General features: G+C 51.5%; 14 protein-coding genes. All 14 read left to right on the top strand.

What is annotated here, in order from left to right; genetic code table 11:
• Positions 1-132: 132 nt before the first annotated feature.
• The 14 genes from DI392_RS11995 (at position 133) to DI392_RS11925 (ending at position 12,131) form a co-directional block, all read left to right on the top strand.
• Positions 133-951 carry a FliM/FliN family flagellar motor switch protein gene (locus DI392_RS11995; protein WP_109320144.1) on the top strand — a complete coding sequence of 273 codons (819 nt, stop codon included), beginning with the start codon at positions 133-135 and terminating at the stop codon, positions 949-951.
• A gap of 5 nt (positions 952-956) precedes the next feature.
• Entirely contained in the window at positions 957-1,331 is a 375-nt protein-coding gene (gene fliN, locus DI392_RS11990; protein ID WP_109320289.1) for a flagellar motor switch protein FliN, read from the top strand.
• A gap of 56 nt (positions 1,332-1,387) precedes the next feature.
• Positions 1,388-2,110 (top strand): flagellar type III secretion system pore protein FliP, encoded by a 723-nt coding sequence (gene fliP, locus DI392_RS11985; RefSeq protein ID WP_245884046.1) that lies wholly within the window; start codon positions 1,388-1,390, stop codon positions 2,108-2,110.
• A 12-nt stretch (positions 2,111-2,122) separates the two neighbouring features.
• On the top strand, positions 2,123-2,392 hold the full coding sequence (fliQ, locus tag DI392_RS11980) for a flagellar biosynthesis protein FliQ (RefSeq protein WP_109320142.1): 270 nt from the start codon (positions 2,123-2,125) through the stop codon (positions 2,390-2,392).
• Between the two features lie 25 nt (positions 2,393-2,417).
• Positions 2,418-3,188 carry a flagellar biosynthetic protein FliR gene (fliR, locus tag DI392_RS11975; RefSeq protein ID WP_181388420.1) on the top strand — a complete coding sequence of 257 codons (771 nt, stop codon included), beginning with the start codon at positions 2,418-2,420 and terminating at the stop codon, positions 3,186-3,188.
• Positions 3,185-4,312, top strand: a complete 1,128-nt coding sequence (gene flhB / locus DI392_RS11970; RefSeq protein ID WP_109320140.1) for a flagellar biosynthesis protein FlhB — start codon at positions 3,185-3,187, stop codon at positions 4,310-4,312. The genes fliR and flhB overlap by 4 nt, the downstream gene beginning before the upstream one ends.
• 11 nt (positions 4,313-4,323) lie before the next feature.
• On the top strand, positions 4,324-6,417 hold the full coding sequence (gene flhA, locus DI392_RS11965; protein ID WP_109320139.1) for a flagellar biosynthesis protein FlhA: 2,094 nt from the start codon (positions 4,324-4,326) through the stop codon (positions 6,415-6,417).
• Complete coding sequence (locus tag DI392_RS11960; protein ID WP_109320138.1) at positions 6,410-7,246, top strand: EAL domain-containing protein; 837 nt, start codon at positions 6,410-6,412, stop codon at positions 7,244-7,246. The genes flhA and DI392_RS11960 overlap by 8 nt, the downstream gene beginning before the upstream one ends.
• A 184-nt stretch (positions 7,247-7,430) precedes the next feature.
• Positions 7,431-8,273 carry a lateral flagellin LafA gene (gene lafA, locus DI392_RS11955; RefSeq protein ID WP_109320137.1) on the top strand — a complete coding sequence of 281 codons (843 nt, stop codon included), beginning with the start codon at positions 7,431-7,433 and terminating at the stop codon, positions 8,271-8,273.
• A gap of 234 nt (positions 8,274-8,507) precedes the next feature.
• Entirely contained in the window at positions 8,508-9,848 is a 1,341-nt protein-coding gene (fliD, locus tag DI392_RS11945) for a flagellar filament capping protein FliD (protein WP_109320136.1), read from the top strand.
• Between the two features lie 11 nt (positions 9,849-9,859).
• The gene (gene fliS / locus DI392_RS11940; protein ID WP_109320135.1) at positions 9,860-10,249 is read left to right on the top strand and encodes a flagellar export chaperone FliS; all 390 of its coding nucleotides are present in this window, start codon (positions 9,860-9,862) and stop codon (positions 10,247-10,249) included.
• Positions 10,242-10,544, top strand: a complete 303-nt coding sequence (locus DI392_RS11935) for a hypothetical protein (protein ID WP_109320134.1) — start codon at positions 10,242-10,244, stop codon at positions 10,542-10,544. Before fliS ends, DI392_RS11935 begins: the two co-directional genes overlap by 8 nt.
• A 3-nt stretch (positions 10,545-10,547) precedes the next feature.
• Positions 10,548-11,633, top strand: coding sequence for a flagellar hook-length control protein FliK (locus DI392_RS11930; protein ID WP_245884038.1), 1,086 nt, complete (start codon positions 10,548-10,550; stop codon positions 11,631-11,633).
• A 15-nt stretch (positions 11,634-11,648) separates the two neighbouring features.
• A complete protein-coding gene (locus DI392_RS11925) occupies positions 11,649-12,131 on the top strand; it encodes a flagellar basal body-associated FliL family protein (protein ID WP_109320133.1) in 483 nt (160 codons plus the stop codon).
• The last annotated feature ends 5 nt before the right edge of the window (positions 12,132-12,136 follow it).

The raw sequence follows: 12,136 nt of genomic DNA, 5'->3' as shown, positions 1-12,136 counted from the left end.
CTAATTAAAAACCTTTTATGTAGGTTAATCTCAGCATTAAAAATAGACAAACGCCTAATTTAAAATAAAGAGAATAATACCAAGCCGATATAGATTACCGTTTTTTTACACTAATATTTCAGATAACGAACAATGAAACGATTGAATAATAAACCAGATGCAGACATAACGAGTGTCAGTGTTGAATTATTGGGCAAACCTATTCATTCAATAAAGAATGAGTTGCATACTATTTTGCTCCAGGCAACCTCAGAAATAACACACCTGCTCAGAAAGTGGCTAAAAGAGCCAGGTATCAGTTTATTATTTAATGGTATTGACGTTCAGGCTAAAGAATCGAAAACCTATGAGCAAAAGCCAGCAATACTCCGGCATCAGGAAGGCGGGCTTATCACAACCAGCATGCCGATGGATCTACTGATGCGCCTGTCCGACGGCTTCTATGCCGCTGATGTAAAGCGCACACCTGACGACAGCGGAGCCATCACCCACGCTATCACCAGCAGCGATCTGCGCCTGCAACAACGTATCGCGAAGCTGTTTGCTTCCCATATTGCGCCGGCCGATATGTGGCACATTGTGGATGCGATCAGCGGCAAAGAGATCAGCCTGCGCGCAGAATTTACGCTCAGTTTAAATGACATATCCGGGTCACTGTATATTGACCTGGACAGCACTCTGGTACAAACGCTGGTCGACGAGCTGAACTTAGGCACTCATCCGGCTATCCAGGATAAATTTGATAAAGCCCTGGAGAATACCCCGGTCAGGCTAAACACCGTCTTGTGCCGTAAAACCCTGCCTTTAGATCAGGTACTGAAACTACAACCTGACGACATCATCAATATAGAACTGCTTTCCAACATGCCTGTCAGCATCGGCCAGGAACGCCTGTTTACCGGACATGTGGCTGAACAAAATGGACAGCTGGTATTAATTCTGAAGGACTGAACATGATGAGTAATGTTAACGAGCAAACGGCTTTCAATGCCGATGACCTGATGCTGGACGATCTGGAACTGGAATCGTTTGACAGCGACACCGCCCCTACCGCTGCGGCAGATACGATGGCAGAGCGGGACCTGAGTTTTTTCCGGAAAATCCCGGTGACCGTGACTCTGGAAGTGTCCAGCACAGAGCTTTCTCTTGGTGAACTGATGAAAGCAGGAGAAGGCAGTGTGATTGAGCTGGACAAGCTCAATGGCGAGCCTCTGGACGTGAAAGTCAACGGTTCGCTGATGGGCCATGCAGAAGTGGTGGTGATTAACGATAAATACGGTATGCGTCTGATCGATGTACTGGAGTCGCCACTCGACTCTATCGGTGACTAAACATGAAACGTGTTCTGCCAGTCCGTCTCTTCTGGTCTTTGATTATACTGGGGCTGATGACCGCTGGTGTCAGCCATGCGGCTATCGCCGCCCCTCTTGGCGACAATGGCGGGCTGTCCATCCTGACGGTAACCGACGGTCAAACCGAACAGGCCTACAGTGTCAAGCTACAGATTCTGTTGCTGATGACGGCGCTGAGCTTTATTCCGGCCTTTCTGCTCATGGCGACCAGTTTTACCCGCATTATTATCGTGCTGGCGATTTTGCGTCAGGCTCTGGGTCTGCAACAGAGCCCGCCTAACCGGGTACTGGTGGGTATCACTCTGGCGCTGACTATCCTGATTATGCGTCCGGTCTGGAGTGATGTGTATGACCACGCCTTCAAGCCTTACGACGCTGGTGAAATCACGCTGATGCAGGCTTTCAGCACAGCGGAAAAGCCCGTGCGGGAATTTATGCTGCGTCAGACCCAGCAAACCGCGCTGGAGCAGATGCTGCGCATCGCCAATGAACCGCTGGATCAGAACGTTGAAGACATCTCCTTTGCCGTTGTCCTGCCGGCCTTTGTTATCAGCGAACTGAAGACCGCCTTCCAGATCGGCTTTATGCTGTTTATCCCTTTTCTGATCATCGACCTGGTGGTGGCCAGTGTGCTGATGGCGATGGGGATGATGATGCTGTCTCCACTGATTGTCTCCCTGCCGTTCAAACTGGTAATTTTTGTACTGGTTGATGGCTGGGCCATGACGGTCGGCACCCTGTCTGCCAGTTTCGGATAAAGAGGAAACACCATGACACCGGAACTTGCGGTCACCCTGATATCCGATGCGGTATGGATCATCATCAATATCGTCATGGTCCTGATTATCCCCGGCCTGCTGGTCGGCCTGGTTATCGCTATCTTTCAGGCTGCCACCCAAATCAATGAACAGACGCTGAGCTTTCTGCCCCGTCTGCTGGTCACGCTATTGATGGTCATTTTTGCCGGACACTGGATGATCCGTAAGCTGATGGACCTGTTCGATTACCTGTTTCACAACATCCCCGGCATGATTGGGTAATGGCGGAGGAGTCAATCTGGTGGAGATGAGTTTCGAACAACTGAATGCCTGGATGGGCCAGTTCTGGTGGCCTTTTTTCCGTATGGGGGCTGCTCTGCTGGCCATGCCGTTCTTTGGCGATGCCCTGATTCCGGTCTGGGTCCGGGCATTACTTGCGTTGTCTCTGGTGGTGATTACTGCCCCTCTTATGCCCGCCATGCCGCAGATTGATCTGCTCTCTTTCGCCGCCATTGGACTGGCACTGGAACAAGCCGTATGGGGCATCCTTTTCGGCCTAATCCTGCATCTGCTGTTTACTGTCCTGACCATGCTGGGTCAGATTGTCTCCATGCAGATGGGACTGGCGATGGCCATCATGAACGATCCGGTAAACGGGCTCTCGGTCGCGGTATTAGGGAGAATGTTTCAGATCTTCTCTATGCTGCTGTTTCTGGCTCTGGAAGGCCATCTGTTGGTCATCGATATTCTGGTACAGAGCTTCTCGGTATGGCCGGTCGGCTCCGGATTATCCGACGTATCGATACAGGGCGTCATCAATATGGGCAGTTGGATGTTTACGGCAGCACTGGCATTGGCGCTGCCGGCCATCGTCTCCATGTTGCTGGCCAATATCAGTTTCGGCGTGATGAACCGGGCCGCCCCCAGCCTGAACGTGTACGCGCTGGGTTTTCCGATGACCATGCTGCTCGGTCTGTTCGCCGTACTGATCTCCGTGAGCAATGTCCCGGCCCGTTATACCGAGCTGGTACACGTCACCCTGAATGAGCTGCAACGCTATATCACGGGAGGCATATGAGTAATCAGTCGTCTCAGGATAAAACCGAAAAAGCCTCACCACAGAAAATAAAAAAAGCCCGTAGCGAAGGGCAAATACCTCGGGCCAAAGAGTTCACCACCTCCCTGCTGTTCATCGTGGTGGCGCTGTTTTTCTATACTCAGATAGAGTCTGTCTGGCACAGCCTGTCCGGCGTATTTCGCTTTAATATGAGCCTGACCCGGGCTGATTTAGAGAATCCATGGCAAACACTGGAACATCTGGGCAACAGTCTGGGTATCATCATTCAACTGCTGCTGCCCCTGTTCGCCGTTATTCTGCTGGCGACCATTGGCGGCAGCATGGTACTGGGCGGCTGGCTGTTTCACCTGCCGGGCGTCTTTCCCAAACTGTCCAAACTGAATCCTCTGTCCGGCATCAAACGTATGTTTTCTACCCGCTCTCTGGCCGAACTACTCAAGTCGTCGTTAAAGGTCTGTGTGATTTTGTTGCTGCTCTACACCTATCTGGATAGTCATTTGATCGAACTGCTGGGCATGCAGGGTATGCCCTTTAAACAAGGGGTTATGCTTATTTTGCAGATCCTGTTTGACGGCGTGTTGCTAATGGGCTGTACGCTGCTGCTGTTCGGACTGGTCGATATCCCCTACCAGCGCTGGGAGCATATGAAGCAGTTGAAAATGACCAAGCAGGAGCTGAAAGAAGAGTTCAAAAACAACGAAGGGCGTCCAGAAGTCAAACAGCGCATCCGTCAGGTTCAGCAGCAGTTCGCCCGGCGGAAAATAGAAAAAACCGTACCGGATGCCGATGTGGTGATCATTAACCCGACCCATTATGCGGTCGCCATTAAGTATGATCCGGCGGTCTATGACGCACCGTTTGTCGTCGCGAAAGGCATCGACGATGTGGCCATGCACATTCAGCGCATCGCCCGCGAGAGTCAGGTCGAGGTGATCAGCTCACCGCCACTGACCCGCTCTATCTACCACACCACTCAGATAGAACAGGCAGTACCGAACCAACTCTATATAGCGGTAGCGCATATTCTCACTTACGTATTACAACTGAAAGCCTTCAGACAAGGTCAGGGTAACCAGCCCCAGCCTCTGCCAGCTTTCGCTATACCTAAACATTTACAGCATTAACGGACGATCAGATGCTTAACTGGATACAGACACTCAGAACAACCGGCAAAGGGTACGTGGGTATTCCCGTGACCCTTCTCATGATACTGGCGATGGTAATTCTCCCCTTGCCCCCGCTACTGCTGGATGCCCTGTTTACTTTTAATATCGTTCTGGCGATTCTGGTATTGCTGGTCAGCACCACAGCCAAACGACCTCTGGATTTCTCCGTCTTTCCGACCATTTTGCTGATCGCCACCCTGATGCGCCTGACTCTGAACGTGGCATCGACCCGGGTGGTACTGCTGAATGGTCATAATGGCGGTGATGCCGCCGGTAAAGTGATTCAGGCCTTCGGTGAAGTGGTGATCGGCGGTAACTATGTGGTCGGTATGGTGATCTTCGTAATACTGATGATCATCAACTTCGTGGTGATCACCAAAGGTGGCGAACGTATCTCGGAAGTGGCCGCCCGCTTTACTCTGGATGCCCTGCCGGGTAAGCAGATGGCGATCGACGCTGACCTCAATTCCGGCTTGATTGATCAGGAACGCGCCAAACAACGGCGTAAAGAAGTGGCCAATGAAGCCGATTTCTACGGCTCCATGGATGGTGCCTCCAAGTTTGTCCGCGGGGATGCGATAGCGGGCCTGTTGATCCTGTTTATCAATATCCTTGGTGGGATCAGTATCGGGGTGTTTGAGTATGATCTGCCGGCTGCCGAAGCCTTTAAAACCTACGCGCTACTCACCATAGGTGATGGTCTGGTCGCCCAGATCCCGTCCCTGCTGCTGGCTACGTCGGCGGCGATTATCGTCACCCGCATCAATGATAGCGATGAAGATATGGCCCAGTCGATGGGCAAACAATTACTGGCCTCACCCGCAACCCTGTTTACGGTTGCGGCTGTGATGCTGATCATCGGCCTCGTACCGGGTATGCCGCATCTGGCCTTTTTCTCATTTGCCGCCGTGCTGGCTTTTTCTGGCTGGCGACAAACCAAAACCCCCGGCCACGAACATCAGTTAGATGAGCTGCAAACCATCTCAGATGCCATGCAGCATGAGGATGAGCATCCCCTGAGCTGGGAGGATATCCCGCATGTCCACAGCATGTCTCTGGCGCTCGGATTCCGTCTGGTCCACCTGGTGGATAAAACTCAGGGCGCGCCACTGTCACAGCGTATCCGCGGGATCAGAAAAAACCTGTCCGAGCAGGCAGGCTTCCTGCTGCCTGAACTGAGTATCCGCGACAACCTGAGCCTCAAGCCCAACCAATACACTATCTCAGTTTGCGGCGAAGTCATTGAGCAAGGCTTTATCGAGCCAGACCGTTATATGGCGATTGCTGTGGGAGAAACCTACGGTGACATCGACGGCATACTTGGCAGCGACCCGGCTTACCAGCTTCCCGCCGTCTGGATTGAACACCAGAATAAGGCCAAGGCGCTCAATATGGGGTATCAGGTGGTGGATGATGCCACGGTTATCGCCACCCACATCAGCAAAGTGATGAAAACCCATCTGGACGAATTATTCACTCACGATGATGTCGAACTGCTGATGCAGAGGCTCGCCCAACAAGCTCCTAAACTGGCGGAAGCCCTGAATGCCGCCCTGACTCCGGCTCAACAGCTTAAAGTCTATCGTCAGTTACTGCTGGATCAGGTACCGCTGAAAGATATTCGCACCATCGCTAATACCATGCTGGAAAGTGCGGAAAACACCAAAGACCCGATCCTGATCGCAGCCGATGTCCGTTGCAGCCTGCGCCGTACCCTGATCGGCCTTCTCAACGGTGATAAAAACGATCTGAATGTTTACGCGCTATCCAACGATCTGGAGCAAATCCTGCTCAGTTCGCTGCAGCAGGCACAGTCCGCCGGTCCCGTCATGCTGGATAGCTTCCCGGTCGAACCCAATATTCTCAACCAGTTCCAGCAGAATCTGCCGGTCGTCAGGCAACAACTGAAACAGCAGGGCATGCCGCCGATCTTATTGGTGATGCCTCAGCTAAGGCCTCTGCTGTCACGTTATGCCCGTACCTTTGCGAAAGGGCTGGCAGTACTGTCCTATAACGAAGTTCCTGAGAACAAACAGATCAATGTGGTAGGTAACCTTGGATAACGTATTAAGAAGTCAGGCGCTGTACGACAGCATACTGAGACGGCTGCCGAAAGAGCCGGAAACCCCAGATGATGCAATACTGCTGGAAGCCTTTACCCATAATGATGTGCGCCATGCCTGCCAGCCCATCCGGCATATCCGTACGGATCAGGTAACATACCAGCACCTGACTTTGCGCTTTGGCAGCAATGGTGAGCAGAGTGTGTACCATTTTGATACCTCCGAAGCCGTCAAAAGATGTCTGGATCTGTATAGTCTGTCACTTGCCATCCACCAGATAAGCTTCCAGCTGGAAACCTTCCACCCTGATGTGATTAACGATCTGGTGGTGCCAATCCGCGCTGATATTTTTTCCTGCCCGGATACTCAGAAGTTTATCCGTCAGCTTATTAGTCAGCATAAAAAAGCACTGAGGCATATTATTCCGACCGTGCAGCTGTTTAATCCGGATCTGGACCTCTCATTGCTGGCTTCTCAGTTGCAGCCTCTGAGAGAACATACGGCCGAGCTTTGGTTTGATGTCAAATCACCGACCCCTTATCTGGAACAATTGGAGCTGCTTGAACCAAAAACCATCAAGGTTTCTCAGCCACTGCATGACTTTAATGCTCAGGTCGGACTGATACCGATCATCAAATACATCCGTAGCCACCACTTGTGCCTGGTCTCCGGACAGGTCAATACACAAAAAGAACTCAATCAGCTGAAAAAACTGGGGACAACCTACTATTTCGGCTATATCAGCGATATTCCGATCTCATATTCCACCCACGGTCCTAATTCTCATCTCAATGAAAAGGAAAGCAAAAACGAGTTTTTGAAGAAATAACGCTGAAAAAAATTAAATTTGCTGTCTGATTACGAAGTAAATTTGTCGCACAAATCACAGTTCTACTTTCAGGTGAAATAATCAGCATTTTTTTTTATTTTCCGGTTAATTCTCCGCAAGATACATCCGCATAGAGTATGTGAGCAGGAACCAACCTCAGATAGATTTGATAAGGAGAACTATCATGGCTCTTTCAATGCACACAAATTATGCATCACTGGTTACTCAAAACACTCTGAACAATACTTCAGAATTGCTGAACACAGCAATGGAACGTCTGAGCACAGGCTACCGCATCAACTCTGCTGCTGACGATGCTGCAGGCCTGCAAATCTCCAGCCGTATGGAACTGAACACCCGCGGCATGGCCGTTGCGCAGCGCAATGCACAGGACGGCATCTCTATGCTGCAAACAGCGGAAGGTGCATTCGATGAAGTCACTAACATCCTGTACCGTATGAATGACCTGGCAACTCAGGCAGCGAACGGCACCAACAGTGCTGATGACTACACCGCACTTAATGCAGAGTTCGGTGAGCTAGAAGCTGAACTGAACAACATCATGGACAACACCACTTACGCTGGTGACACCCTGATTACGACTTCTGGTATCAAAACAGGTGACCTGACCCTGCAAATCGGTTCATCGTCTGCGGAAGTTCTGGACCTTGCGACAACGGTTGACACTGGTGTTGGCGCGGCCTATGACGACCTGACTACTGCTAAAACCGGCCTGGCTGATCAGGCAAGTGCTCTGACAACCATGGATGAAATGGCGGTCTCTCTGGGTCTGGTAGGTACTGCACGTTCTGGTCTGGGTGCGACAATCAACCGTCTGGATCACACCATCTCTAACCTGGGCAACATGATCGAAAATACCTCTGCTGCGAAAGGCCGTATCACTGATGCTGACTTCGCGGTTGAAACCTCCAGCATGACTAAAAACCAGATGCTGATGCAGGCTGGTACTAACATCCTGTCCCGTACTAACCAGCTTTCCGGCCTGACGATGTCTCTGCTGGGTTAATCCAAAGCTGACGCATATTGATGTGCGGAATCTGACTAAGCCTCCCGCGTGGAGGCTTTTTTTGTTCTAAGCGTAAAGGAATACGGAAATATCAGGCGGAAACCGAAGCGGAAGCAACACTTCCGCCGCCTAAAAAAATAAAATCACAACCATATGATATTAAAGGGTTTTATTTTATATGGACGTGGCACATTCCTTGCGATTTATACCTCAGTTTAATTAAGGAGTCTGGCAATGAGCTCTATTGACCCAGCAACAATGGCACAGAACTTAGCGACCTATGACATTCAGGGGTTTCAAAACCGTTACACCACACAGCAAACGAAGTATGAAAATCAGCTGAGTGCCCTGACAGCCATCGAAACGGCACTACAGGATTTCCGTAGTACGGTCAGTGAATTGAACACCAGCACCAGCGGCATTCTGCAAAATGCTGCCACACTGTCTCAGGACGGGTACTTCTCTGCCAGCGCTGATGCCAGTGCCTTGTCAGGCAGTTATCAGGTGTTTGTGGAGCAGGTCGCGACGGCCCACCAGATGTCTGTGGGTATGCCGGACACCATCACCGCCGATACCGAAGTACCGGCTGTCGGCATGCTGGATTTCACCCAAAACAGCAACACCTTGTCCATTGATTTATCGACCATTGATGCTAACGGTGATGGGGTGAACACCATTTCCGAGCTGATTAACGCTATCAACAACGCCTCAGACAATCCCGGCATCAATGCGACTCTGGTCAGAACCGATGGTGCAACGCATTTTATGCTTAGCAGCACAGAAACGGGAGCCGCCAACAACATCAGTGTCGCCGCCAGTGGCACCGGACAAGCCTGGTTTGAAGATGCCTTTGCCGCCCAAACCGATATCAGTACCCCACAAGATGCCGTTATCTGGCTCGGCGCAGAGGGGACCGGTCTGCAACTGACGAACAGTTCAAACACCTTCAGCGGGGTAATTGAGGGCGTCGATCTTACCGTAACGAAAGCCCAGACATCGGGTGATACCCCTGTCAGCGTTACGGTTGGTGCAGATCCGGAAGGCAGTAAAGAACAGGTCAATACCATCATCGACGCCTATAACACACTGATGTCGACCATCGAAAAATATACGGACTCCGGGGACGAAGATACGGCCAGAGGGGTACTGGCCAGCGACAGCATGATCCGCTCGATTGAAACGCGCATCAGTAACCTGTTCCATACCTCTTATGAAGGCAAAACATTGATGGAAATGGGGCTGAGTATTGACCGCAACGGCACCCTGACTCTCGACAGTGAACGTTTCGAGCAGGCTCAGCTAAACAACAGTTCAACGCTGGAAGCCATGTTTAGTGGCACAGACAATCTGTTCGACTCCATCGACGCCATCATTGCCCCATACACCCAATACTCGACCGGCCTGTTCAGCTCGCGAAAAGATTCTCTCCAGCAGAACATCAGCCGCATCGACGACAAACTGACGGTTCTGGAACGCAAATATGACATCTCTTATCAACGTTACCTGACCCAGTTTACCCAGATGAACAATCTTATGACTCAAATGAATCAGACTTCCGGTCTGTTCTCAGTATAAGGAACCACACCATGCTAATGCACGATTCCGGATATGACTCTTACCAGCAGGTTAACCTCGATGCACAGGCAGCCTCTGCGACACCACACCAGCTGGTGCTGATGCTGATTGACGGCCTGCTGGATGAACTGGTTCGGGTCAAAGGACATATCAGCGCAAAACGTCTGGCCGAAAAAGGGGAAGGCATTAACAAGTGTATGAACATTCTGATCGGACTGGACAGTGCACTGGATATAGACAATGGCGGTGAAATTGCCGCCAATCTGCACGACCTGTACGACTTTATCCAGACCGAACTGTTCCGTGCCAGCGTCAATAATGATAACGCCCGCATCGAAACCGCCGAACAGGTCATCACCACTATCCGTGAGGGCTGGGAGGGATTTGGCAAGCATGCATAATATCACGCCTCATCAGCTCAAGCGGTACGCCCGACAGCTGCTCAGTGCGACTGAGCATGCTGACTGGCAACAGATCCAGCAGTTGGATAAGGAACTGCGACCTCTGCTGAAACAGTGTCAGCAGATGCAGTTGTCTCCGCTGTTACAACAGGAAATGACCTATCTGAAAGGCTGCCATCAGCAAGCTTATACCACGCTGTCCGATGCCCGGGACCGGCTGAACGAACAGCTAAAAAGCTTTACTGAAACCAAAGAACGTAATCTGGCCTATCAGATGACCATGAACCTGGAGTAACCCATGGGTGCAACCATTCAGACACCAGCTCAGACACCGCAGCCCTCACCGGCGCGCGCCTCTGAAGACATGAACGTTCGGCCGGGCTTCTCCGCACAGACCGTAGCAGACGGCCAGAAAAAGCCCGCCAGTTTTGCTCAGCACTACAGCGCACCGGCCTCTTTTTCCGTCAGTGATACAGTTGGCCGCCGCACGGCTGATGTCGATGCGGACGCCAGCGACACACCCCAGGCAGAACCAGTCGTTCATACCTCAGATCTGTCCGCGTCAGTACCACCTTTGGGCATGCCTTATCAGGAAAGGGCTGCACACATGCCGGACAGCAAAGCCGACCTTCTGGCTCAGACTCAGGCACTGAGTGGCGGGTCACGGCCTACAGGCGTACAGGCAGGGCTACGCCTGACAGGTTCGGAGTACCGTCTTCAGCAACACCAGCTGTCTTTTGGCTCACAAGACACCGCGGCTCTGCTGAAAAGCAATAATACGGCGAACGTCACCCCGTCAGATCAACTGAATAAGTTGTTTCTGTCCCGGCATGATGCGCCGCTGGCCGGCACTGCCACCATAGCAACATCGGCCGATCCCGCTGCCTCCGCCGTACAGCATGCTTCGGCCGCAAGCCCGAACAGCATTGCCGCCACAGATAAGCCCGCCTGGGCCAATATTCAGGTCGATACCTCGCAGGGCAAGTGGGGAGAACAAATGATGCAGATACTGCAGGACCGGGTGTCCATGCAGGCCAGTCAGAAAATGCAGGAGGCCCGCATCCGTCTCGACCCGCCAGAGCTGGGTAAACTGGATCTGCTGGTTAAAGTGGATGGCGACCGCCTTCATGTTCAGATCAATGCCAACCATGCTCAGGTACGGGAAGCCTTGGTTCAGGTCTCGGAACGTCTTCGCCATGAACTACAGCTGCAACAGTTTGTTCATGTGGATGTGAATGTGGGAACCGATACCCCGCAGGATTCATCGCAGCCGTTCTATCAGGATGAAGATGACACCTACCAGATCACTTCAGCCACCCCGACGGACAGCGAAGACAACACCCGACCACACTCGTCTGACTACTGGTTATCAACCAGTGCATAGCAAGGAATTCCATTCATGACTAAACGTAATACTATTATGATTTTCGTTGCCATGCTGCTGACCTGCCTTACGGTCTCGGCAGCTACGGTGGCCGGCACCGTCTGGTATATGCAAAACCAGAACAAACTGGATTTTAAGTCTGTCCTTTCCCGCCTGTCGCTGAGCGACAATAAACCCGAAGATAAACCGACTTTTCATTCTCTGGAGAAACTGGTACTCGGGGTCAAAGGCAAGCAACAAACCCACTTTATCATGCTGGAGATTGCGGTCAAAACGCACAAACCTGAACAGATAAAAGCGATTGACGGGTACATGCCTCTGGTTCGCAACGCGCTGCTGAGACTGTTCAGCAACAAAGCCTATGAAGATCTGCAGGCGCAAAGGGAAATAGACACCCTACAGAACGAAGTGAAAGCCACCCTGCTGACAGCGTTTGCAGACACCCACTTTGTTCAGGATATTGACGATGTCATTCTGACCAAATATGTCATTCAGTGAGGCCG

This window comes from Vibrio albus, from assembly GCF_003144035.1.
In the GTDB taxonomy this organism is placed as follows: domain Bacteria; phylum Pseudomonadota; class Gammaproteobacteria; order Enterobacterales; family Vibrionaceae; genus Vibrio; species Vibrio albus.
Note: the sequence above shows the minus strand (reverse complement) of the source record. Positions and strands in the feature narration are given on the sequence as shown.

Bases quoted from the DNA above. Each gene is read 5' to 3' on its own strand.
- DI392_RS11995 (WP_109320144.1), top strand. From the start codon at position 133: ATGAAACGATTGAATAATAAACCAGATGCAGACATAACGAGTGTCAGT.
- fliN (WP_109320289.1), top strand. From the start codon at position 957: ATGAGTAATGTTAACGAGCAAACGGCTTTCAATGCCGATGACCTGATG.
- fliP (WP_245884046.1), top strand. From the start codon at position 1,388: ATGACCGCTGGTGTCAGCCATGCGGCTATCGCCGCCCCTCTTGGCGAC.
- fliQ (WP_109320142.1), top strand. From the start codon at position 2,123: ATGACACCGGAACTTGCGGTCACCCTGATATCCGATGCGGTATGGATC.
- fliR (WP_181388420.1), top strand. From the start codon at position 2,418: ATGAGTTTCGAACAACTGAATGCCTGGATGGGCCAGTTCTGGTGGCCT.
- flhB (WP_109320140.1), top strand. From the start codon at position 3,185: ATGAGTAATCAGTCGTCTCAGGATAAAACCGAAAAAGCCTCACCACAG.
- flhA (WP_109320139.1), top strand. From the start codon at position 4,324: ATGCTTAACTGGATACAGACACTCAGAACAACCGGCAAAGGGTACGTG.
- lafA (WP_109320137.1), top strand. From the start codon at position 7,431: ATGGCTCTTTCAATGCACACAAATTATGCATCACTGGTTACTCAAAAC.
- fliD (WP_109320136.1), top strand. From the start codon at position 8,508: ATGAGCTCTATTGACCCAGCAACAATGGCACAGAACTTAGCGACCTAT.
- fliS (WP_109320135.1), top strand. From the start codon at position 9,860: ATGCTAATGCACGATTCCGGATATGACTCTTACCAGCAGGTTAACCTC.
- DI392_RS11935 (WP_109320134.1), top strand. From the start codon at position 10,242: ATGCATAATATCACGCCTCATCAGCTCAAGCGGTACGCCCGACAGCTG.
- DI392_RS11930 (WP_245884038.1), top strand. From the start codon at position 10,548: ATGGGTGCAACCATTCAGACACCAGCTCAGACACCGCAGCCCTCACCG.
- DI392_RS11925 (WP_109320133.1), top strand. From the start codon at position 11,649: ATGACTAAACGTAATACTATTATGATTTTCGTTGCCATGCTGCTGACC.